At 72.0% G+C, this 21544-nt stretch carries 14 protein-coding genes; 5 read left to right on the top strand and 9 right to left on the bottom strand.

The window, feature by feature from the left end; genetic code table 11:
* Window positions 1–113: 113 nt before the first annotated feature.
* Window positions 114–701: a TetR/AcrR family transcriptional regulator gene (locus ACIHEJ_RS40600; RefSeq protein ID WP_400142935.1), complete on the top strand. Its 588-nt coding sequence runs from the start codon at window positions 114–116 to the stop codon at window positions 699–701.
* A gap of 61 nt (window positions 702–762) precedes the next feature.
* On the opposite strand, the gene ACIHEJ_RS40595 is transcribed toward ACIHEJ_RS40600, so the two are convergent.
* Both ACIHEJ_RS40595 and ACIHEJ_RS40590 read right to left on the bottom strand, forming a co-directional pair.
* On the bottom strand, window positions 763–975 hold the full coding sequence (locus tag ACIHEJ_RS40595) for a hypothetical protein (protein WP_400142934.1): 213 nt from the start codon (window positions 973–975) through the stop codon (window positions 763–765).
* A 193-nt stretch (window positions 976–1168) separates the two neighbouring features.
* Window positions 1169–1915: a lamin tail domain-containing protein gene (locus tag ACIHEJ_RS40590; protein WP_400142932.1), complete on the bottom strand. Its 747-nt coding sequence runs from the start codon at window positions 1913–1915 to the stop codon at window positions 1169–1171.
* A gap of 203 nt (window positions 1916–2118) precedes the next feature.
* Between ACIHEJ_RS40590 and ACIHEJ_RS40585 the strand changes: the two genes are divergently transcribed.
* Both ACIHEJ_RS40585 and ACIHEJ_RS40580 read left to right on the top strand, forming a co-directional pair.
* Window positions 2119–5346 (top strand): AfsR/SARP family transcriptional regulator, encoded by a 3228-nt coding sequence (locus ACIHEJ_RS40585; RefSeq protein ID WP_400142930.1) that lies wholly within the window; start codon window positions 2119–2121, stop codon window positions 5344–5346.
* 64 nt (window positions 5347–5410) lie between these two features.
* The gene (locus ACIHEJ_RS40580; protein ID WP_400142928.1) at window positions 5411–6823 is read left to right on the top strand and encodes an FAD-binding oxidoreductase; all 1413 of its coding nucleotides are present in this window, start codon (window positions 5411–5413) and stop codon (window positions 6821–6823) included.
* 156 nt (window positions 6824–6979) lie between these two features.
* Here the strand turns inward: ACIHEJ_RS40580 and ACIHEJ_RS40575 are convergent, their stop codons facing one another.
* The 3 genes from ACIHEJ_RS40575 to ACIHEJ_RS40565 form a co-directional block, all read right to left on the bottom strand.
* Window positions 6980–9055, bottom strand: a complete 2076-nt coding sequence (locus ACIHEJ_RS40575) for a SpoIIE family protein phosphatase (protein ID WP_400142926.1) — start codon at window positions 9053–9055, stop codon at window positions 6980–6982.
* Between the two features lie 428 nt (window positions 9056–9483).
* The gene (locus tag ACIHEJ_RS40570) at window positions 9484–10206 is read right to left on the bottom strand and encodes an FAD binding domain-containing protein (RefSeq protein ID WP_400142925.1); all 723 of its coding nucleotides are present in this window, start codon (window positions 10204–10206) and stop codon (window positions 9484–9486) included.
* Between the two features lie 714 nt (window positions 10207–10920).
* Window positions 10921–11745: a TetR/AcrR family transcriptional regulator gene (locus tag ACIHEJ_RS40565; RefSeq protein WP_400142924.1), complete on the bottom strand. Its 825-nt coding sequence runs from the start codon at window positions 11743–11745 to the stop codon at window positions 10921–10923.
* Window positions 11746–12043: 298 nt separating this feature from the next.
* On the opposite strand from ACIHEJ_RS40565, the gene ACIHEJ_RS40560 reads away from it, so the two are divergent.
* Together ACIHEJ_RS40560 and ACIHEJ_RS40555 are read left to right on the top strand one after the other, a co-directional pair.
* On the top strand, window positions 12044–13756 hold the full coding sequence (locus ACIHEJ_RS40560; RefSeq protein ID WP_400142923.1) for an MFS transporter: 1713 nt from the start codon (window positions 12044–12046) through the stop codon (window positions 13754–13756).
* A 208-nt stretch (window positions 13757–13964) separates the two neighbouring features.
* The gene (locus ACIHEJ_RS40555) at window positions 13965–14762 is read left to right on the top strand and encodes an IclR family transcriptional regulator (RefSeq protein WP_400142922.1); all 798 of its coding nucleotides are present in this window, start codon (window positions 13965–13967) and stop codon (window positions 14760–14762) included.
* 71 nt (window positions 14763–14833) lie between these two features.
* Here ACIHEJ_RS40555 and ACIHEJ_RS40550 read toward each other — a convergent pair whose 3' ends face one another.
* The 4 genes from ACIHEJ_RS40550 to ACIHEJ_RS40535 form a co-directional block, all read right to left on the bottom strand.
* Window positions 14834–17272: an FAD-dependent oxidoreductase gene (locus ACIHEJ_RS40550; protein ID WP_400142921.1), complete on the bottom strand. Its 2439-nt coding sequence runs from the start codon at window positions 17270–17272 to the stop codon at window positions 14834–14836.
* Between the two features lie 216 nt (window positions 17273–17488).
* Window positions 17489–18454 carry an ABC transporter substrate-binding protein gene (locus ACIHEJ_RS40545; RefSeq protein WP_400142920.1) on the bottom strand — a complete coding sequence of 322 codons (966 nt, stop codon included), beginning with the start codon at window positions 18452–18454 and terminating at the stop codon, window positions 17489–17491.
* A 13-nt stretch (window positions 18455–18467) separates the two neighbouring features.
* A complete protein-coding gene (locus ACIHEJ_RS40540) occupies window positions 18468–20444 on the bottom strand; it encodes an ABC transporter permease (protein WP_400142919.1) in 1977 nt (658 codons plus the stop codon).
* Window positions 20444–21535 carry a glycine betaine/L-proline ABC transporter ATP-binding protein gene (locus ACIHEJ_RS40535; RefSeq protein WP_400142918.1) on the bottom strand — a complete coding sequence of 364 codons (1092 nt, stop codon included), beginning with the start codon at window positions 21533–21535 and terminating at the stop codon, window positions 20444–20446. The genes ACIHEJ_RS40540 and ACIHEJ_RS40535 overlap by 1 nt, the downstream gene beginning before the upstream one ends.
* Window positions 21536–21544: the final 9 nt, after the last annotated feature.

The raw sequence follows: 21544 nt of genomic DNA, 5'->3' as shown, positions 1-21544 counted from the left end.
GCCCACCGCTATCGTGGACGTAACCGGACAGCTGTCCGCTACCTGAGAACGTAACGGACAGCTGTCCGGTTAGCAAGAGCGGGGTTCAGGCCAGGAACCCTCGAGGAGGACGCGTGCCCGCGAAGAAGGACCCACCGCTGCGCTCGGACGCACAGCGCAACCGGGAGCGCATCCTGGACGTGGCGCTCACCGAGCTGACGCACTGCGCGGACACCCCGCTGAGCGTGATCGCCAAGAAGGCCGGCGTCGGCCAGGGCACCTTCTACCGGAACTTCCCCAACCGTGAGGCGCTCGTCCTCGAGATCTACCGCCACGAGATGCAGCAGGTCGCCGACAGCGCGGCCCAGCTGCTCGAGTCCCTGGCGCCGGACCGGGCCCTGCGCGCCTGGATGGACCGGCTCGCCGAGTTCGCCATGGCCAAGGCCGGCCTGGCCGAAGCGATCCGGCAGGTCACCGGCACGCCCGGAGGTCCGGCGAAGCCGTCCCCCACACCGGTGGCCGCCGCCGCGGAACTGCTCCTGCGCGCCAACGAGGAAGCCGGCACCGTCCGCCCCGGCGTCAGCGGGGAGGACTTCCTCCTCACCATCGCCGGTCTCTGGCAGCTCACCCCGCGCGACGACTGGCAGCCACGCGCCACCCGGCTCTTCGACCTCGTCATGGACGGGCTGCGCGCCGGGGCCCCCGGACCGCACGGCCGATGACGGGAAGGCCCGGCGCGACCCCAGGCCCCTCGCGGCCGGAACCGCGGGGCCCGGGTGCGATTCAGAGGTTTTCCCGCACGACCCGCTCGGCCACTTCGTGCTCGGCCGCCGCCGGGTCGAGCTCGCTCACGCTCAGCAGGTCGGTGTCCTCGTTGAGGTGCTGCTCCCACGCGGCGGCCATGCGCTCCCGCTGCTCCGGGGACAGCTGCTGAACCTGGTCCCGGCTGGCGGGCGACAGCGCGTGGACAAAGCGGTGGACAGGGTCGGTCTCCATGGCCGTTCCTTGCGTCGCGGTACCGTCTCGTGCCTGGTGACGGCTGTGCCGAGACATGTGCCCTGACGCCCACTCATGGATGCGCCCCGGCAGACAAGTCACCCGAAGGGACGGGCAGTGGGCCCCCTCCGGAGGAGGAGGCCCACTGCGGGCATCGGCTCACGCGCCGCCGTCACGCGGCGCCGCCGGGAGGTCAGCGACGGTGTCCGCCCTCGTGGTCACCGTGGAAGACACCGCCGTGCCGGCCCTCGCCCCCGGGGAGGACACCGCCGTGGAGGACACCGCCGTGCCGGCCCTCGCCGCCGTGGAAGACACCACCCTCGTGCCGGTTGCCCCCGTCGCGTCGGCCGTCCTCGTCGTGCCGGCCACCGTTGTCGTCGCGGTGGTCGCGGCCCCGGCCGTCCCCGTCGCGTCGGCCACCGTCGCCGTCGTGGTGGTCGCGGCCCCCGTCGCGTCGGCCACCGTCCTCGTCGCGGTGGTCACGGCCCCAGGAGAAGTCGTCGACGAAGCGGCCCTCGTCGTTGCGCAGGGTGGCGGTGTCGGCGTCATTGCGCCACACGTACGCGCGCCGGTCCTGGTACAGGTCGGTTCTGGTGTCCCGGCCCACACCGGTGTGGACGCGGACGGTGGCGCCGCCCTCCAGCCGGACGTGACGGAAGGTGTACGTGTGGCCGTCCTCGTCCGACAGGGTCCAGCCCCCCAGGTTCACCGCCCGGCGCGCATGGTTGGTGATGTCCACCCACTCGCTGTTCAGCGAGCGGTTGGTACCGATGCCCCGGCCCGGGAAAGCGTGCTGCACGTCGCTGATGAACACGTCGCCGCGGCCCGGGTGGTGGCGGTCGGCGGCCTCGGCCGGCAGCGCCGTGGCCCCCACCACCGCGGCGACCACGGCGGCGGCAGCGGTGAGGCGACGGACAGAGGCAGAAACGGAAACGGACACGTAGGTCCCCCTTCGCAGGGTGTGCGGGTGGCGGCCGGAGTGGCCGCACACCCACACCGTGCCCGACTCATCCGGGATTTGAGGGAAATGCACGTGTAGTTACATATTCCGAACGGTTTCGTGACAGTTGCTTGAAATATGCGTTCAGCGCCGAAGGCCTCGACCGCGTGCCTCGCAGCGGTAGCCTGCTCATGAGGGCAGTCATGACCGATGAGGTGCGCATCCGGCTCCTCGGCGGGTTCGCCGTGGCGGTCGAGGACCGCCCGGTCGCCGCCGGGGCGTGGCGGCTGCGCAAGGCCCGGAGCCTGCTGAAACTCCTGTGCCTGGCACCGGGCCACCGGATGCACCGGGACCGGCTCTACGACGTGCTCTGGCCGGAGCTGGACCGGTCGGCCGCATCCAACAACCTGCACCAGGTGCTGCACTCCGTGCGGCGTGCGCTGGCTTCCGCGGGCGCGCCGGGCGATGTGGTCGTCCTCCGCGACGACCTCGTGCTGCTCGGCCCCGACGGAGGTGTACGCGTCGACCTCGACGCATTCGACGAGGCGGCCGGGCGCGCCGCGGACGGCGGCGGCATCGCCGACTACCGGGCCGTGCTCGCCCTGGCCGCTCCCGGTCTGCTGCCGGAGGACCGGTACGAGCCCTGGGTGAGCGAGGCGGCCGAGGCGCTGCGGACACGCTGTACCGCACTGCGGCTGGGGCTGGCCGGGGCGCTGGAGGACGCTCGGCACACGGACGATGCCGTCGAGGTGCTGCGCGCCCTGATCGCCGAGGACCCGCTGCACGAACCCGCTCACCGGGCGCTGATGCGGGTCCTCGCCGACGCCGGGCGGCGCCGGGACGCCCTGGCCGCCTACGAACAGCTGCGCGACACCCTCCGCAGCGACACCGGTGCCGATCCCGACCCGCAGACCCGGCGCCTCTACCGGGCGCTGCTGGCCGACTCGGTCGAGACAGCGGAGCAGCCCCGGGGCGCCGTACGGCTGCGGCTGCCCGCCCCGGCCACCGCACTCGTCGGCCGGGACCGCGAGATCGCCGACGTGGAGCAGCTGCTCGAGCGCAGCAGGCTGCTGACCCTCACGGGAGCGGGTGGCTGCGGCAAGACCCGCCTCGCGCTGGCCGTGGCAGCGCGCCGGGCCGGCTGCTTCCGCGACGGTGCCTGCTTCGTGGACCTGGCCGGGCTCGCGGAGCCCGGCCTGTTGCCCGAGGCGGTCGCCGCGGCCCTGGGCCTGCAGCTGCCGCCGTCCGGCGGCAGCCGGGCAGCGCTGATCACCCAGCTCGGCGGCCGGGAGGTGCTGCTGGTGCTGGACAACTGCGAGCACCTGATCGACGCGTGCGCGGTCCTGGCCTCGGAGGTCGTCGGCCGCTGCCCGGGCGTCCGCGTGCTCGCGACCAGCCGCGAGCCGCTGCGCAGTTACGGGGAGCGCACCTTCCGGGTGCCTTCGCTCGGGCTGCCGGATCCGCACCGGCTGCCGTCCGTGGCGGACCTGGGCCGTTTCGCGGCGGTGCGGCTGTTCGTGGAGCGGGCTGCCGACGCGGACCCCGGATTCCGGCTGTCCGAGGGGAACGCGGCAGCCGTCGCGCAGATCTGCTTCCGGCTCGACGGGATGCCCCTGGCCCTGGAGCTCGCGGCGGCCCGCGTGCACGTCCTGGCGCCACGTCAGATCGCCGAACGCCTCGCCGACGCGCTGACCCTGCTCGGCCGGGGCAGCCGGCACGGTGCGACCCGGCAGCAGACGCTGCTGGCCACGCTGGAGTGGAGCCACCGGCTGCTCGACGACGAGGAGCGGCGCCTGTTCCGCCGGCTGGCGGTCTTCGTCGGCGGATTCTCCCTCGCCGCGGCCGAGGAGGTGTGCGCGGACGGCGGGCACAGCAGCTCGGTGCTGGACGTCCTCGACCGGCTGGCCGACAAGTCCCTGGTCCTGGTGGAGGCCGGGCAGGAGGAGGTCCGCTACCGGCTGCTCGAGACGATCCGGCAGTACGCCGCGGACCGGCTGCGGGCCGCCGGGGAACGGGCGGCCACCGAGGCCGGCCACCGGCGCTACTACCTGGCACTCGCCGAGGCCCGGGACCGCGAGCCGCCCACCGGAGTGTCGGGGGTGACGTCGCTGGAGCTGGAGGCCGACTACGGCAATCTCCGGGCCGCACTGCGCTCCCTGCTGCGCCACGAACCGGACAGCGCGCTCCGGCTGGCCGTCGCCCTGCGCTCGTTCTGGCCGGAACGCGGGCACCTCGCCGAGGGCCGGCGGTGGCTGGACGACACCCTGGCCGCCGCACCCGAGCCCTCCCCACAGCGGGCGAAGGCGCTGATGGGGCAGGCGGTACTGGCGATCCGTCTCGGTGACTGCTCCCCGCTGGAGGACATCGGCGAACAGATCGTCGGGATGCACCGGCGGCGGCCCGATCCACGGGCGTCGGCCCACGCGCACGGTCAGCAGGCGGTCCTGCTGTGGATGCGGGGTTCGTGGGACCGCGCCCGCACCGCCCTCGACCGGGCCCGCACGCTCGCCCGCGATGCGAGCGAACCCTCGGTCCTCGCCGCCGCCGCGCATCTCGAGAGCGTCTGGGCGGTCTGCCGCGGCGAGGGCCCGGCGGCCCGTGCGGCCTGCGAGGAGAGCCTGCGGCTGCTGGACGACGTCGAGGAGGCGGGCGAACCGTTCTTCCCGGTCATGACACCCGGCTACGCCGTCGACGAGGACGACACCGGACAGGTGTCGGTGTTCTTCGAGGAGACGGTGCTGGCCGGCCGTACCGTCGGCCGGTGCCGGGCCCGCGGCTACGCCCTGGCCCAACTGGCCTGGGCGAGCCGCCTCGACGGCGACCATGGTGCGGCCACCACGGCGGCGGAACGCGGTGTCGACTGCTTCCGCGGACTCGACGACCCGCACGGCGAGTCCCTGGCCCTGAACACCCTCGGCAGCATCCACCGCAGCCACGGCGAGTACGACGCGGCACGCGAGCACCTGGACGCGGCGCTGGCGATCAGACGCCGGCTCGGCGATCGCCGGGAGGAGGGCATCAGCCTGGGCTGTCTCGGTCTGCTGCACCTGGCCGAAGGCGACACCGACAGCGCGCGGGCGGCCCTCGCCGGCGTCCTCGCGGGCTTCGAGGAGACCGACGACATCCCGGGCACCACCAACAGCATGCTGCACCTCGGGCTCGTCGCCCGGGCCGACGGGGATTCGGCGCGGGCCCGCACGCTGCTGACCCGCGCCCAGCGCCTGGAGCACGTCGCAGGATCGCACTCCGCCGCCGCATGGGTCGCGGTCGTGCTGGCGCAGCTGCTGTGGCAGGCGGACGAGCGCGAGACCGCCACGGCCACGGCGGCCCGGGCCGGTGACCTCTTCGCCCGGCTCGGCGGCGCGCGTGGCCCGGCGCTCCTGGAGCGCGCGACGGCATGGGCGGCCACCGGCAAAGCTGTTGCTGAGTGAGTGCTAAGAGGCGCTGCCTACGGTCCTGAGTGTCAGCGAAAGCACTCACACCGAGGAGCCGACCATGTCGATCGACACGGCACGGGGCGTCCTGGGGGACGCCACCATCGCCGAGCTGGAGGCAGGCCTGCGCGGCAGCGTGGTCCGTCCCGGCGACGCGGAGTACGACCGGGCCCGCGCGGTCTGGAACGGTGCCCACGACAAGCATCCGGCCATGATCGTCCGGTGTGCCGGGACCGCGGATGTGATCCGCGCCGTCGAGTTCGCGCGCAGCCAGGACCTCCTCGTCGCGGTGCGCGGCGGTGCGCACAGCATCGCGGGGTTCTCGACCTGCGACGACGGGATCGTCATCGACCTGTCGCCCATGAAGGGCGCCGTCGTGGATCCCGTGCGGCGCCGGGTGGTCGCCCAGGCCGGCATGACCTGGGGCGATCTCGACCACGAGACGCAGGCCTTCGGTCTCGCCGTCACCGGCGGCCTGGTGTCCACCACCGGCATCTCCGGATTCACGCTCGGCGGCGGAGTGGGCTGGCTGCTGCGCCGCCACGGGCTGGCCTCGGACAATCTGACGGCGGCCGAGGTCGTCACCGCGGACGGCCGCGTGGTGCGCGCCGACCCGCACCAGCACTCCGACCTGTTCTGGGCCCTGCGGGGCGGCGGCGGCAACTTCGGGGTCGTGACGTCCCTCGAATACCGGCTGCACCCGGTGGGGCCGCAGGTGCTCGCCGGGCTGATCGTCTATCCGCTCGCGGAGGCCCGCGAGGTCGTCACCGGCTGGCGCGACCTGATCGCCGGCGCTCCCGACGATCTGACGACGCTCGTCAATCTGACGACGGCGCCTCCCCTGCCGTTCCTGCCCGAGGAGGTCCACGGCACCCGCGTCGTGGTCGTGCTCGGCATGTACGCGGGCGACCCCGCGGCGGGTGAGCCGGTCGTCGGTCCGCTGCGGACGCTGGGGACGCCCATCGCCGACCTCATGGGCCCCATGCCGTACACCGCGATGCAGTCGCTGATCGACCCGCTGTGGGAGGCCGGTGCCCACAACTACTTCACGTCGGCGTTCATCGAGCCGTCCGACGCCGCGGTCGACGCGCTGCTGCGACAGCACCTGGCGACGCCGACCCCCTCCAGCGAACTGCACATGCACCAACTGGGCGGTGCCTTCGCCCGCGTGCCCGCCGACGCCACGGCCTTCAGCCAGCGGGAGGCGAGCGTGCTGTGCAACGTGGTCGCGCGGTCCCCCGACGCGACGGGTTTCGACACCGCGGTCACCTGGGCCCGGGGCGCCCGCGAGGAGATCGCGCGGCACGGGCGCGGGACGATGTACGTCAACTTCACCGGCGACTCCGCCGAGGACAGGGTGCGTGCCTCGTACCCCGACGCGGTGCACACACGGCTGGTGCGGGTCAAGGACGCCTACGACCCGACCAACCTCTTCCACCTCAACCAGAACATCCGCCCTTCGTCCGCCGCGTGACCGGCCCTGCCGGGCCGCCCGGTCCGGCAGTTCGCCGCCGCGTCCGCGGGGCGTCGTCCTCCGAGGTTGCTGGTGCCCGCCGTGATGTTCCCGGCGGGACCGGAGAACTGGTGGCCCCCGCGCCGCCTCTGCAGCAGACCTGCGTCTGAATCCGGCTCAGGCCAGGGGTCGTGCGCGGGCGATGAGGAGGGCGACGTCGTCGTGGTCGGCGGGGTGGCGGAGCTGCTGGAGGAGCCGGTCGCACCCTTCCTCCGTCGTGTCGTACGGCGGCGTCAGCAGACGCAGCAGGTCGGCCAGGCGTTCGTCGATGGGGTCGTCGCGGGTCTCGACCAGCCCGTCGGTGTAGAGGACCAGCTGATCACCGGGCTCCAGGTCGAGGGTGGTGCTCTCGAAGGGGACGCCGCCGACGCCGAGCGGTGTGCCCGTGGGCAGGTCGAGCAGTTCCGGTGACTTGCCGGCCCGGACCAGGACCGGGGGCAGGTGGCCGGCGGACGCCAGGTCCAGTCGGGCGCGGTGCGGGTCGTAGACCGCGTACACGCACGTCGCGATGTAGGGATCCAGCCCGCGGGTGATCTTGTCGAGGTGGGTGAGGATCCGGGCGGGGTCGAGGTCGAGGTCCGCGAGGGTGGAGGTGGCGGTGCGCAGCCGGCCCATGGCGGTGGCGGCCGGGATACCGCTGCCCATGACGTCGCCCACCGTGAGGGCGGTGCGGTCGCCGTCGAGGGGGATCACGTCGTACCAGTCACCGCCTACCTCGCTGAAGGCCTGCGCGGGCCGGTACCGGGCGGCGACCTCGAGACCGGGGTGGCAGGGCGGAAGCCGTGGGAGCAGGCTGCGCTGGAGGGTCTCGGCGGCGCTGCGGATGTGGTGGTGCAGCACGGCGTTGTCGATGCTCAGCGCGGCCGACGAGGCCAGCTCGCAGGCGAGGGTGAGGTCGTCCTCGTCGAAGGGCACGGGGTTGCGGGCCCGGGCCAGGCCCATCACCCCGATGATCTGCTCCCGGGCGATGAGCGGGACCGCCAGGTCGGTGTGCACCCCGGCCCGGGCGAGCAGGCGGGCACCTTCGGGGTCGGCCGCGATCCGGGCGTGGTCGCCGCTGTCCAGGTGGGTGATCAGATGGGGCTTGCGGGTGCGGATGCAGTGGGCCGCCGGGTGGTCGGCGTGGTAGGTGGTGAGCCGGCCGGGTGGAACGATCGCCCGGGCGGCGTCCGTCGGATACGCCGTCTTCACCGCCAGCGCGCGGAACACCGCCGGGCCCTCGCCGAGGTCCGGGCGGCCCGTCTGCAGGACGGAGTCCAGAAGGTCCACCGCGACCATGTCGGCCAGATCGGGCACGATGACGTCGGCCAGTTCCTGCGCGGTCCGCTCCACCTCCAGGGTGGTGCCGATCCTGGCCGAGCCGTTGGCCATGAGGCGCAGGCGCTGCTGGGCCTGGTCGGCCTTCCTGGCCGCACGGTAACGGTCGGTGACGTCCACCACCACGTTGGCGATGCCCAGTACGCTCCCGCGGTGGTCCTCCAGCCGGTAGATCGACACCGTCCAGGCGTGTTCGTTGTCCGGGTCGGCGGCGGTGCGGCCGACGACCTGCAGATCCACCACGGGGGCGCCCGAGGCCAGGACCTTCCGCATGACGGCCTCCGCGTCCCGGAACGATCCACTCGGCAGGATCTCCCGGAACCTGCGGCCCACGTGCTCGGCCTCGGGGATGCCGTGCATGCCCGCCAGCGCCGGGTTGATGGCCAGATACCGCAGGTCGGTGTCCAGGACGGACAGTCCGATCGGCGCCTGGGTGACCAACCGGGTGGACAGGGCCAGATTGCGTTCCACCTGCTGCAGCGTGGACCGGTCCGTCGCCAGCCCGAGGGCGTAGTGATCGCCGAGGTTGTCCGTCAGCCGCATGTTGCGGAACTCGACCAGCCGGGTGCTGCCGTCCTTGTGCCGGACGGGGAACGCCCCGGCCCACCCCCGGCCGGTCTCCATCACCTCGGCGAACAGCATGATCGCCGCGTCCCGGTGGTCGGGGTGCAGCAGCAGCGGCGCCGCGTACTGCCCGACCGCCTCGGAGCGGGTGTAGCCGAACAGCTCCTCGGCCTGCGGGGACCACATGTCGATCCGGCCGTCGGCCTCCAGCAGCACCGCGGCGACGCCCAGCAGATCCATCAGGGCACTCGGGTCCGCCGCAGCGTTCATCGGACGATCCGACTGCTCCGGGCGCTGCTTCGCTCGGCTCATCGCGCTCGCTCCTTCCCACTGCCGCTCTCGCCGGCCTACCGACCTCACCCCGCAGATCAGGTGAGGCGGTCTTCCCGCAGGTCAGCAGCCTCATCCACGATGCGGCACGGTCTCCGGGGCGGCCAGGCGGACGCGCCGAGGAGAGTGCCGCGGCCGAAGACGCTCCCCGCGTCTCGGGCAGTCAGCACAAGATCCATGGTGTGCTCACCTCGCTCGTTGGCCATCACCTCACGTCTACCCCTCCCCGGCGCGGACGGTCCTCGGCAGCCGCATCACCCGGTCGGGCGCAGACCTCGGTCGGGCGCAGGCCTCGGTCGGGCACAGGCCTCGGTCGGGCGCAGGCCGCGGTCGGGCACAGGCCTCCGGCCGGCCGGTCGGGGAGGTGGTGAGGCCGGGCCACGGCGCCGACCCGGTCGGACGGGTTCGCCTCAGTCAGCGCTGCGAGCGCCCAGCAGACCGGTGATCTGCGAGCGGACGACGCCCCATGCCGGGACCGGGAGATCGCCGAGGGCCGTGCCCGTCAGTGCGTGCAGGGTCTCGTCGGCGTCGGTGCCGCGGGCGGCGGCGCTGCCGGTGAGCACGTCGTAGCCGTCCCGTACGGCGACCCGCAGGCGGTGACCGCGGTCGTCGGCGTGCACCGCCGAGGCGACCACGAGGGGCGGCGGTCCGCCCGCCTCGCCGGCCAGTTTCCGGTAGGCGCAGGCGACCGGGTCGCGCCAGCGCAGACTGAGCAGCAGGGGACGCTTGGCCACGAGCTCGGCCAGGTCCGTCTCATGGACGCCGTCGGACTCCAGCACGGTCGCCCGGGCGTCGAGGACGAGCGCCGCGGGCAGCAGACAGCGCAGCGTGCTGCCGACGAGGTTGCCACCGACCGTCGCCGTCCGCCGTACGGCGCCGGTGCCCACCGTGGCAGCGGCCAGCCGGAGCACGTCCGGTACCCGGCCGTCGACGCGCTGCAGCACCACGGCGGCGCCGACGGTCTCCCGCCCCAGGACGTTGGCCTCGGGCAACTGACGCAGGGACACGGCCAGATCGGGGAAGCCGTCCCGCTGCCAGGTGGCCCACACGAGCGTCGCGCCACCGATCGGCACGGCTCCCTCGGCCAGACATTCCCGCGCTTCGGAGACGGATGTGGGCAGACGCAACAGCACGGCAACCGACCTGCCTTCCTGAGAAGTCGGACCAAGGCGGTGGGTGATGCTCTGGCCACCGGCCTGTCGGCAGTCTTCTCGTCGGGGCGGGGGCGCGTACAGGGCTCACACGAGCACGTGCCGCCGATCCGCCACGTTGCCGACCGGACTTCTGCCGCCCCTCGGAGCGTGGCTTCCGGCGCCGGCGCGAAGGACGGCTCGGGTACCGGTGCGGCGACGGAGAAGGGCACGGACTCCGGGTCCGCCACCACCCGGTGGCGGAACTCGGGTACGACGTGTCCAACCGGCGTCATTGCCGATACCCGCGTCCGCGCGTGACGACGGGCCACTCGTCCGCCGGCTCGTCGCCGGCCGGCCGGTGACACTCGCCCTCGGTCCGGCCGAGGCCCCACGAAATGAGTCCCGCGTGGCCGGGACGGTGGATCCGGTACGCCGCGTACGGCGGGTCGTCCTCGACCGGGGCGTCAGCGCGGAGACCCTGCCGGGTGCCGACCGGATCGAACGCATCCCCCGGGAGCGGAGAGGATCTGGAGGAAGTCCGAGAAGCATCCTCTGCCGAAGATTCCGGCAAGGCACTTGGAGTCCTCGGGCAGCGTCACACCGAGACGGCTCTCGGTCTCATGCCAGTCCGTCGCCGCCCGCTGCGGCTGCCACCGGGTGACGTCGACCAGTGGCTCGATCCACATGTTCGACCACCCCCTCCGGCCTTGCCCGTCACTGTCGTTCGGCGGGGGCGTCCGGAGCCCGGTCCGCGTTCTGTTCGGCGCCGTCCGCCGCGTCCGGCAGGTAACTCGCCAGGCCGCGCAGAATGATCTCCAGGCCGATGTCGAACCTCTGGTCGGAGGAGTCCGTCACCATCAGCCCGGCCAGGGCGCGAAGGTGGGGGAAGTCCTTCGCGGGCAGGGACGCGAAGTAGTTCTGCATCTCGTCGGCCATCTCGCGCCAGTCGGGGCGGGCCAGGGACGAGCCGTCACCGCCGTGCCGGGCGGCTCGGTCCTGCCACATGCCCTCCTCCAGGACGAACCCGTCGATGTAGGTGGAGATGAGGTCGCCGGCCTCCGCCGCGATGCGGTCGGGCAGCCCAGCGGTACGGAAGAGGGCGAGCAACGCCTCGACATGCGGCAGCAGTTCGGCGGTGAAGGGGACATGGGCCATGGAGATCCTGGCCATGTCCCGGTGGGACAGCAGGCGCTGCCGCCCGGAGCGGGCGTAGTCGCGCACCTGCTCCCGCCACCGCTCGGGGTCCGGTTCGGGCATCTCGAAGCCGTCGAAGAGCCGGGTGTACATCAGCTCCAGGAGGTCGTCCTTGGAGCTGACATGGGCGTAGAGGGCGGAGACGGTGACCCCCAGTTCGGCCGCCACCTGGCGCATCGAGAGCCCGTCGAGTCCCTGACGGTCGAGCACGGTGAAGGCGGCCTCGACGACCCGGTCCCGGGACAGCGGTGTGCGCGCCGGGGCCACACGGGAGCGTCCGGGGCGCTCGCGCTCCCAGGGGGACGGCGGAGGGGATGCCGGGGTGTGGGGGGCCGCGTCGCTCATGAGGACAGTCTAGGCGCCGGGAGAACAGCGTTCTCGTCGGGTGAGCGGCGTTCACGCCGGACGATGAGACCGCCAGACGCGATATATCTTGTCCGGTGGGGAGTGATGCGCTATATCTTAATGAACGCCGTTCTCTTACTGAGCACCGTTCTGTTAAGGTGAACAGCGTTCTCCGGGAGTCGTTCGTCCTGAGCCGTTCTCCCTTGATTCGTCCGCCCCTGATTTGCTCGCCCCTGAGTCATCCGTCCGCCGCGCCCGCGGGTCGTCCCGTGACGCGGCCTCCGTACGAGGAGTTCCGATGTCCACCACCGGTGTCGCGTCCGCCGGGACGCCCACCGACTCGCCAGCGCCCTACCGGTGGCGCTGGGCTGCACTCTTCGTGATCCTCGCGGCCGAGGTGATGGATCTCCTCGACGCCGTCGTCACGAACATCGCCGGCCCCTCCATGCGGGCCGACCTCGGCGGCGGTGCCTCCACCCTGCAGTGGCTCGCCGCCGCGTACACCCTGTCGATGGCCGTCGGCCTCGTCACCGGAGGGCGGCTCGGCGACATCCACGGGCGCCGCCGGATGTTCCTGGTGGGGGCCGCCGGCTTCACCGCGGGTTCGCTGCTGTGCGCGATATCCGTCTCGCCCGAGATGCTGATCACCGCGCGCGTGGTCCAGGGGCTGTTCGGCGCGGTGATGCTGCCGCAGGGCCTCGGCATGATCAAGGAGATGTTCCCGCCGCAGGAGTCGCAGAAGGCCTTCGGCATGTTCGGCCCGGTCATGGGTCTCTCCGCGGTGTGCGGGCCCATCCTGGCGGGCTGGCTCGTCGACGCCGACTACTTCGGCACCGGCTGGCGGATGATCTTCCTGATCAACCTGCCCCTGGGCGCCGCCGCCTTCCTCGGTGCCCTGCGCTACCTGCCGCGGGGCCTGTCCGGCGGCAAGCCGCGCCTCGACATCCCGGGAATGATCCTGGTCTCCCTGGCCGCACTGCTCATCATCTTCCCGCTGGTCCAGGGCCGTGAGTACGACTGGCCCGTGTGGACGTTCGTGATGATGGCCGCCTCGGTGGTCGTCTTCGTCGCCTTCGCCCGGTACGAGTCGCGCCGCAGCAAGGCCGGCCGGGACCCGCTGGTCGTCCCCAGCCTCTTCCGCAAGCGGGGATTCAGCGGCGGCATGACCCTCGGACTGGTCTTCTTCTCGACCATGCAGGGCTTCATGCTGGTCTTCAACCTCTACACCCAGATCGGCCTCGGCTATTCGCCGCTGAAGGCGGGCCTGGTGATGGTGCCCTGGTCGGGCGGCATGATCGTCGGCTTCGGGATCGCCCAGGGTGTCGCCCGGTTCGGACGGGCCGTGCTGCAGGCGGGCACGCTGGTCATGGCGGTCGGCGTCTTCGGCGTGTGGCTGACCCTCGACCTGGTCGGCGCCGGTGTCGGCCCCTGGCAGCTCGTACCGTCCCTGCTCGTCACCGGCATCGGTATGGGCCTGCTCATGGCGCCGTTCTTCGACATCGTGCTCGCCAGCGTCGAGCAGCACGAGACGGGTTCGGCGTCCGGCACGATGACCGCGGTACAGCAGCTCGGCGGCGCCTTCGGCGTGGCCCTCCTCGGCACCGTGTTCTTCGGCCTGCTGGGCGGCGGGATCGCCACCGCCGTCGACCACCACGCGGGCGGCCTGCGGGACCGGTTGACCGCCGCACACGTCGCACCCGCCGCTCAGGACCGCGTCGTGGCGGACCTGCGCGAGTGCGCCTCGGACCGCGCCGTCGCCAAGGATCCCGCCGCGACCCCGGCGTCCTGCGCGCGCCTGGAGAAGGACACCCGGTCCGCCGTGACCTCGCCCCAGGACGGCGCCCGGATTCCCGGCGCGCTGCAGGCCACCGCGTCGTCGGCCTTCCAGAGCGGTTTCGGCTCCGTCATGAAGACGGTGCTGTGGATCGTCGACGGCATGCTCGCCCTGACCTTCCTGCTCTCCTTCCTGCTGCCGCGCCACGCGCGCCCCGAGGGGGCGGCCGGACACTGAGGAACAGCCGCACGAAGACGGCGGAACGGGACGGCCGGGCAACCCCGAGCAGCGGGTGCCCGGCCGTCCCGTTCCGACCACGGCGCGCTCCCGCCGCTTCCTCGCCGCACGAATGCCCCCTCCGGCGGACGGAGGCGTGGTATACCGGCGTCTGACCGCGCGTCGGCTGCCCATGGGTACCGTGCACGCCACGCCGTATAGTTGCGCTATGAGCAACTACGCTGCAGATGGCGAAACAGCGGCTCCCGCGGCGGGCGGGGTGCAGTCCGTCGATCGTGCCGTGAGCGTCCTGGAGATCCTCGCCCAGCGCGGTGAGGCGGGCGTCAGCGAGGTCGCCGCCGAGATCGACGTGCACAAGTCGACCGCGTTCCGCCTGCTCGGGGCTCTGGAGGCGCGGGGCCTGGTCGAGCAGGCGGGCGATCGGGGGAAGTACCGGCTCGGCTTCGGCATCGTGCGCCTGGCCGGCGCGGTCACGGGCCGGCTCGACGTCACGCAGCAGGGCCGGGCGGTGTGCGAGCGGCTCAGCGAGGAGATCGGCGAGACGGTCAACATCGCCGTCCTGCAGGAGCACTACGCCGTCAACCTCCACCAGGTGCGCGGCCCGGGCGCGGTCGGCACGCACAACTGGGTCGGGCAGCTCACCCCGGTCCACGCCACGTCCAGCGGCAAGATCCTGCTGGCCCACCTTCCGGCGAAGGAACGCGCCAGGGTGCTCACGGCCTCCGGGCTGCAGAAGCTGACGCCGCACACGCTGACCACCAGGACCGCGCTGGAGAAGAACCTCACCGAGGCGCGGGAGCGCGGGTACGCGGTGACCCTGGAGGAACTCGAGATCGGGCTGCACGCGATGGCGGCCCCGATCCGTTCCCGTGACGGCGAGGTCATCGCCGCGATCAGCGCCTCCGGTCCCGCGTACCGCTTCACCGAGGAGCGCATCCACGAAGTCGCTCCCCTGCTGCTCGAGGGGGCGGCGGAGATCAGCCACCGAATGGGTTACCTGGGCTGAGCCGCGCCCGGTCCGCCGCAGGCGTGCGCACCCGCCGCCGGACGACGTCCCGTCGCGGCCCTCCCGCCTTCTCACCCACGCAGCCGGGACATCGTCGGATCGAACAGCGGCTCCTCCGCCACGACCGCCTCGACGCGCTGGTCGAAGTAGCCGATGTGCACGGTGGTGCCGGGCACGGCCAGCTCCGCCGGCAGCCAGGCGTAGGCGATGCCCTTGCCGATCGTGTAGCCGTACGCGGCGCTGGTGACGTAGCCGACGGCGCGCTTCCCGTCGTACACCGGTTCCTTGCCCATCACGACCGACCGGGGGTCGTCGATGGTGAGGCAGGTCAGCCTGCGCCGTACGTCGGCCCTGCGCCGCTCCAGCGCGGCCTTGCCGATGAAGTCGCCCTTGTCGAGCCTGACGGCGAAGCCGACGCCGGCCTCGTAGGGGTCGTGTTCGTAGGTCATGTCGGTGCCGAAGGAGCGGTAGCCCTTCTCCAGGCGGAGGCTGTTGAAGGCGCCGCGGCCGGCGAGGACGCCGCCCAGTGGCTCGGCAGCGGCCCAGAGCGTGTCCCAGAGCTTCTGGCCCAGGTCGGCGGTGGTGTACAGCTCCCAGCCGAGTTCGCCGACGTAGGACAGGCGCATCGCGGTGACCGGCACGCTGCCGATGTGGGCGCGCTTGGCCCGGAAGTACTTCAGGCCGTCGGCAGAGAAGTCGTCGTCCGTGAGGGGCTGCAGGACCTCGCGGGCCAGCGGGCCCCACAGGCCGATGCAGCAGGTGCCGGGGGTGATGTCGCGGACCTGGACGCGGCCGTCCGCGGGCAGATGGCGGATGAACCAGTCGAGGTCCAGGTTGCCGTTGGCGCCGACCTGGAAGAGGTCACGGGCGAGGCGGGCGACGGTGATGTCGCTGCGGATCCCGCCGTCGTGGTCCAGGAGCAGCGTGTACGTCACCGAGCCGACGGACTTGGCGACCTTGCCGGTGACGAGGCCCTCCAGGAAGTCGGCGGCACCGGGGCCGCTCACCTCCAGGCGCTTGAGGGCCGTCATGTCGTACATCGCGACGGTCTCGCGGGTGACTTGGGCCTCGGCGCCGACGACGGGCGACCAGTACCGAGCGGCCCAGTCGCCCGGGGCGGGGATGGTGCGGCCCTCGACGAGCGGCGCGTTGGCCTCGTACCACTGGGGGCGCTCCCAGCCGTTCGCCTCCAGGAAGAACGCGCCGTGTCGCTGCTGGCGGGCGTGGAAGGGGCTGGTGCGGATCGGGCGGGGCTCACCCGAGGGCTGGAGGGGGTGGAGGATGTCGTAGACCTCGGCGAAGTTGCGGCAGCCGCGGGCCAGGACGTACTCCGGGGCGAGTTGGTGCGGCTCGAAGCGGTTGACGTCGCACTCGTGCAGGTCGAACGAGGAGCAGTGGCCGTCGACCAGCCACTCGGCGACGGCCCGGCCGACGCCCGCGGAGTGGGTGACCCACACGGCCTCCGCGACCCAGAAGCCCTTGACGTCCGGGGACTCGCCGAGCAGCGGGTAGCCGTCGGTGGTGAAGGAGAACAGGCCGTTGATGCCCTCCTCGACCTTGGCCTCGCGGGTGGCCGGGAGCAGGGCCCGGGTCTCGGTCCAGGCGTCCTCGAAGTCCTCCTCGGTGAACTTCAGGACGGACGGCATCTCCTCGGCCTCGTCGAAGGAGAGGATGTCGTCGGCGGAGACCGGCATCGGCCGGTGGCCGTAGGAGCCGATGCCGAGCCCGTCGAAGCGGTCGCGGTAGTAGAGGTCGGCGTCCTGGTGGCGCAGGATCGGGCGGACCGCCGCCTCCGTCTGGCCGGCGAGGGCGGGGACCGGTCCGGTCCAGGCGAGCTGGTGGGCGAGCGGGGTGAGCGGCAGGTTCATGCCGACCATGCGGGCGATCCTCGGGCCCCAGATGCCGGCGCAGCACACGACGATGTCGGCGGGGATCTCGCCCCGGTCGGTCAGGACGCCGGTCACCCGGCCCTCGCTCTGCCGGACGTCGAGGACTTCGTGGCGGGCCAGGAAGCGTACGCCGCGCTCGGTGGCCCGGCGGATCTGTGCCTCGACGGCGAGGACGGCCTTGGCGAGGCCGTCGGTGGGGACGTGGAGCCCGCCGAGGACCTTGTCGCGGTCGACCAGTGGGTGCCGCTCCACGCACTCGTCGGGGGTCAGCAGGCGTGACTCGATGCCCCAGGCGGTGATCCAGCCGTGGCGGCGGTGCAGTTCGGCGAGGCGTTCGGGGGTCGTCGCCACCTCCAGGCCGCCGACCTGGAGGAAGCAGGGCTTGCCGTCGACGTCGAGCGAGCAGAACTTCTCGACGGTGTAGCGGGCCAGCTCGGTCATGGTCTTCGAGGAGTTCGTCTGGAAGACCAGGCCCGGGGCGTGCGAGGAGGATCCCCCGGTGGCCGGGAGGGGGCCCTGGTCGACCACGGTCACTTCGGTCCAGCCGCGTGCGGAGATCTCGTCCGCGAGGGCCGCTCCCACGACGCCCGCTCCGATGATGACCACTCGGGGTCCCGCCATCGCCCAACCTCCGAACTTCGCACGGTCACGTTGCCCGTCACGCAACTTGATTCGGGTTGCGCAACTCAATGTGCCCCCCGTCGAAGGGGGTGTCAAGGGGGCCGTGACGTCGGAGAACGCCCCGGAACACCCGCCTGACGAGCAGCAACGCCCGGCGGGCGGTGCGCACCTGGAACGCACCGCCCGCCGGGCGTGTTCGACCTGTTGTGGGCCGGCCTACTTCAGCCAGGCCTCGACCTCGTCCCGGTGGGCGTCGACCCACTTCTTGGCCGCCGCGTCGTCGGACATCTTGTCCACCGCGATGTACCTGGCCACGGTGTTCTGGTCGTCGTTGGTCCAGTGGAAGTTCTTCACCAGCCGGTACGCCGGACTGCCCGACTTGGCGAACTGCGCGCTGACGATCTTGTCGAGGTCGTAGACGGGATAGTCACAGGCGACCTTGGCCGCGTCGGCGTCGCAACCCGTCTTGTACGCCGGCAGGTCGACCTTGACCAGCGGCACCTCCGACATGAACCACTGCGGCTCGTAGAAGTAGCCGATCACCCACTGCTTGTTCTTCTCTGCGGTCCGGTACGCCTGGATGAGCGCGGTCTCGCTGCCCGCGTACACCACCTTGAAGTCCAGCTTCAGATTCTTCACCAGGGCAGCGTCGTTGGTGACGTAGGACGGGTCGCCGTCCAGCAGTTGGCCCTTTCCGCCCGACTCGGACGTCTTGAAGTTGTCCGCGTACTTGTTGAGGTTCTTCCAGTCGGTGATGTCCGGGTGGGCCTTGGCCAGCCACGGCGGCACGAACCAGCCGATGACACCCTTGTTGCCGGTCGAGCCCGCCTCGACGGCGGTCTTCTGGCCGGTGATGTACTTCTTCTTCAGATCGTCGTGGCCCCAGTTCTCCAGGACGGCGTCGACCTCGCCGGTGCCGAAACCCTGCCAGGCGATCTCCTCCTTGAGGTCCTTCTTGCTCACCGTGCAGCCGAGGTCGTGCTGGGCGACGTACGCGACGACCGCCGCGTCCGCCTGGTAGCCCACCCACGGGTTCACGGCCAGGTTGAAGCCGCCGCACCTGCCGCTCGAGCCCTTGGAACCCGCCGATGAGGTGTCGCCGACCTTCGCCCCCGCGCACGCCGTGAGGGTCAGGCCGAGGGCAACCAGGCCGGCCGCGCCGGCTCGCCAGTGTCTTGCCATGGTGTCGTGCTCCTTATGCCCTGGTGCGTCGAGCCGCAGCCTGAGTGATCCGGTCGAACATGACTCCGAGCAGTACGATGGCGAGTCCCGCCGCCAGCCCCTTGCCGTACAGCTCTCCCTGCGAGAACCCGGCCACGACGTCGTAGCCGAGGGCGCCGGCCCCTACCAGGCCGCCCACCACAACCATCGACAGCACATAGATGAGGCCCTGGTTGGTCGCGAGCGTCAGGGCGCTGCGTGCCATCGGCAGCTGGACCTTGGTGATGATCTGCCAGGTGTTGCACCCGGCCGAGGTGGCCGCCTCCACCGTGGTCCCGGGAACGGTCCGCACCCCGTCCGCGATGATCTTGATGGCGACGGGTGCCGCGTAGACGACGGCCGCGACGATCGCGGTGAACCGCGTGGCGCCGAAGAGGGCCAGGAACGGCACGAGGTAGACGAACGGCGGCATGACCTGCGCCGCGTCCAGGGTGGGGCGCACCAGCCGGTCGACGAGCGCGCTGCGTCCCATCCACACGCCGAAGACCACGCCGAGCAGCATCACCAGCACCGTGGCCACGGCGGTGGATGCGAGGGTCGTCATGCTGTCGGACCACAGGCCCGTGCCGACGAGCAGACCGACGCACACCGCGGCGGTCACCGCGGCCCACCGGCCGCCGAGCACTGCGCCGAGCGCGACCAGGGTGACGCCGACGAGCCACCACGGGGAGTCGGTGAGCAACGTCTGGAACGGGTTGAGCAGACCGTTGGTGAGGGCGTCCCGCAGGGCGTTGGTCAGGCCCGAGAGGTGGTCCTGCAGCCAGGTGGTCGTGGTGTCGGCGGCGCTCGCGATGCGGCTGCCGGTGCTGCCGTCGCCGGGGAACTCGGCCGCCCAGAGGTAGGTGTGGGACAAATAAACCAGGACGGCGACGCCGATCCCGCCCGCCACCAGCAGCGGGCGGCGCCACCTGCGGAGCCGGCCGCCCGTGCGTCGGGCCGTCTCGGTGCGTGCGGCCGCCGCCGTGGTGACCCGGTCGAGCACGATGGCCATGACGACGATGGCGAGTCCCGCGTTGAAGGCGGTGCCGACGTCGAGCGACTGCAGGGCCTGCACGACGGTCTTGCCGAGGCCGGGCGCGTCGATCAGGGCGGCGATGGTCACCATGGCCAGGGCGGCCATGATGGTCTGGTTGACACCCATGACCACCGTCCGCCTGGACATCGGCAGCAGTACCTTCAGCAGTTGCTGCGTCCGTGTCGCGCCGAGCGAGTCCGCCGCCTCGACGGTGGTCCCGGGGACGGAGCGGATGGCGTGCGCGGTGATGCGGATGGCGGGCGGTGCCGCGTAGATCACCGTGGTGATCACGGCGGAGGCGCCGCCGATGAGGAAGATCAGGGTCAGCGGGGCGAGGTAGACGAAGGTCGGCATCGTCTGCATGAAGTCCAGCAGCGGCGTCATGATCCGGTTGAACCGGTCGGAGAGACCGGCCCACACGCCCAGCGGGATGCCGATGAGCAGCGCCACGAGGACCGCCGACAGGGTCAGCGCCAGCGTGTCCATGCTCTCCTGCCACAGGCCCTGCAGCCCGAAGAGGGTGAAGCCGGCCACGGCCAGCAGGGCGACCCGCCAGTTGCCCACGGCCCAGGAGACGTACCCGGTCAGTCCGACGACACCGAGCCAGCCGACCTGCGGGACCGGGCGGCTGCCGGTGGGCTGGGAGATCAGGGACTGGACGAAGCCGACCAGGTTGTCGATGGCCAGGCGGATCTCGTTGAAGAAGTACAGGAAGAGCGGATCGGAGTTGCGGCCCGCTCCGATGCTGTCGTTGAGGTCGTTCAGCCGGCGGTGCAGCCCGGTGAGGTCGGCCGCCGCGAGGGTCAGTGTCTGCCGGCCGCGCAGCACGGCGAAGAGCACCAGCCAGGCGACCAGGACGGCCGCCACCACCATGGGGCGGCTGATCCGCTTGCGCAGGGGCGCGACCGGCGCGGTCGCGTCGGCGGCGACGGCCATCACGCACCGCCTTCCCGTCCGGCGACCACGGAGAGGATCTCCTCGTCGCCGACGATGCCCAGCAGCTTGCCGTCCTCGACGACCTTGACCGGCTTCTCGGCCGCCAGCACCGCGCGCGTGGCCTCCCGCACCACGACGTCCGGGCCGAGTTCGGGGCCGTCGAGCGCGTCGCCGGGTGCGGCGGGGCGCATGATCCAGCGCAGGGTGAGGACGTCACCGCGCGGCACGTCCTTGACGAAGTCACGTACGTAGTCGTCGGCGGGGGCGCCGACCAGTTCGTCGCCGGTGCCGCACTGGACCGTCCTGCCGTCCCGCATGATCAGGATGCGGTCGCCCAGCTTCAGCGCCTCGGAGAGGTCGTGGGTGATGAACACCATGGTCTTGCCGACCTCGTGGTGCAGGCGGACGACCTCGCTCTGCATGTCACGGCGGATCAGCGGGTCGAGCGCGGAGAACGGCTCGTCGAAGAAGAGGACGTCGGGGTCGCCGGCGAGGGCGCGGGCGAGGCCGACGCGCTGCTGCATACCGCCCGAGAGCTGGTCGGGGTAGGAGTTCTCGTACCCGGCGAGGCCCACCAGTTCGACGATCTCCAGGGCCTTCCTGGTCCGTTCCGCCTTCCCCAGACCCCGTATCTCCAGGCCGAAGGCGACATTGTCGACGACCTTGCGGTGCGGGAGCAGGCCGAAGTGCTGGAAGACCATGGAGAACTTGCTGCGCCGCAGCTCGCGCAGCCGCCTGGGGTCGGCGCCGCGGATGTCCTCGCCCTCGAACACGACCTCCCCGGCCGTGGGTTCGATCAGCCGGGTCAGACAGCGCACCAGGGTGGACTTGCCGGAGCCGGACAGACCCATGACGACGAAGACCTCGCCGGGCGACACGTCGAAGCTCACGTCACGGACGGCGGCGGTGCAACCGGTGCGGTCCATGAGCTCGCGGCGGGTCAGCCCGCGGAGTTCCTCGGATTCCGGCACCTGGTCCGCCTTCGGCCCGAACACCTTCCACAGCCGGCGCACGGAAACAACCGGGGTGTGTCGCTCGGGGTCCTTGGACGTGTCGCGCCGCTGCGACACCTCGGTCTGTGCTGGGGTCACCGTCGACCT

The sequence above is a fragment of the Streptomyces sp. NPDC052301 genome (assembly GCF_044593395.1).
GTDB lineage: Bacteria > Actinomycetota > Actinomycetes > Streptomycetales > Streptomycetaceae > Streptomyces.
This window is presented reverse-complemented; position numbering and strand designations above follow the sequence as displayed.

Bases quoted from the DNA above. Each gene is read 5' to 3' on its own strand.
- ACIHEJ_RS40595 (WP_400142934.1), bottom strand. From the start codon at position 975: ATGGAGACCGACCCTGTCCACCGCTTTGTCCACGCGCTGTCGCCCGCC.
- ACIHEJ_RS40585 (WP_400142930.1), top strand. From the start codon at position 2,119: ATGACCGATGAGGTGCGCATCCGGCTCCTCGGCGGGTTCGCCGTGGCG.
- ACIHEJ_RS40580 (WP_400142928.1), top strand. From the start codon at position 5,411: ATGTCGATCGACACGGCACGGGGCGTCCTGGGGGACGCCACCATCGCC.
- ACIHEJ_RS40575 (WP_400142926.1), bottom strand. From the start codon at position 9,055: ATGAGCCGAGCGAAGCAGCGCCCGGAGCAGTCGGATCGTCCGATGAAC.
- ACIHEJ_RS40565 (WP_400142924.1), bottom strand. From the start codon at position 11,745: ATGAGCGACGCGGCCCCCCACACCCCGGCATCCCCTCCGCCGTCCCCC.
- ACIHEJ_RS40560 (WP_400142923.1), top strand. From the start codon at position 12,044: ATGTCCACCACCGGTGTCGCGTCCGCCGGGACGCCCACCGACTCGCCA.
- ACIHEJ_RS40555 (WP_400142922.1), top strand. From the start codon at position 13,965: ATGAGCAACTACGCTGCAGATGGCGAAACAGCGGCTCCCGCGGCGGGC.
- ACIHEJ_RS40550 (WP_400142921.1), bottom strand. From the start codon at position 17,272: ATGGCGGGACCCCGAGTGGTCATCATCGGAGCGGGCGTCGTGGGAGCG.
- ACIHEJ_RS40545 (WP_400142920.1), bottom strand. From the start codon at position 18,454: ATGGCAAGACACTGGCGAGCCGGCGCGGCCGGCCTGGTTGCCCTCGGC.
- ACIHEJ_RS40540 (WP_400142919.1), bottom strand. From the start codon at position 20,444: ATGGCCGTCGCCGCCGACGCGACCGCGCCGGTCGCGCCCCTGCGCAAG.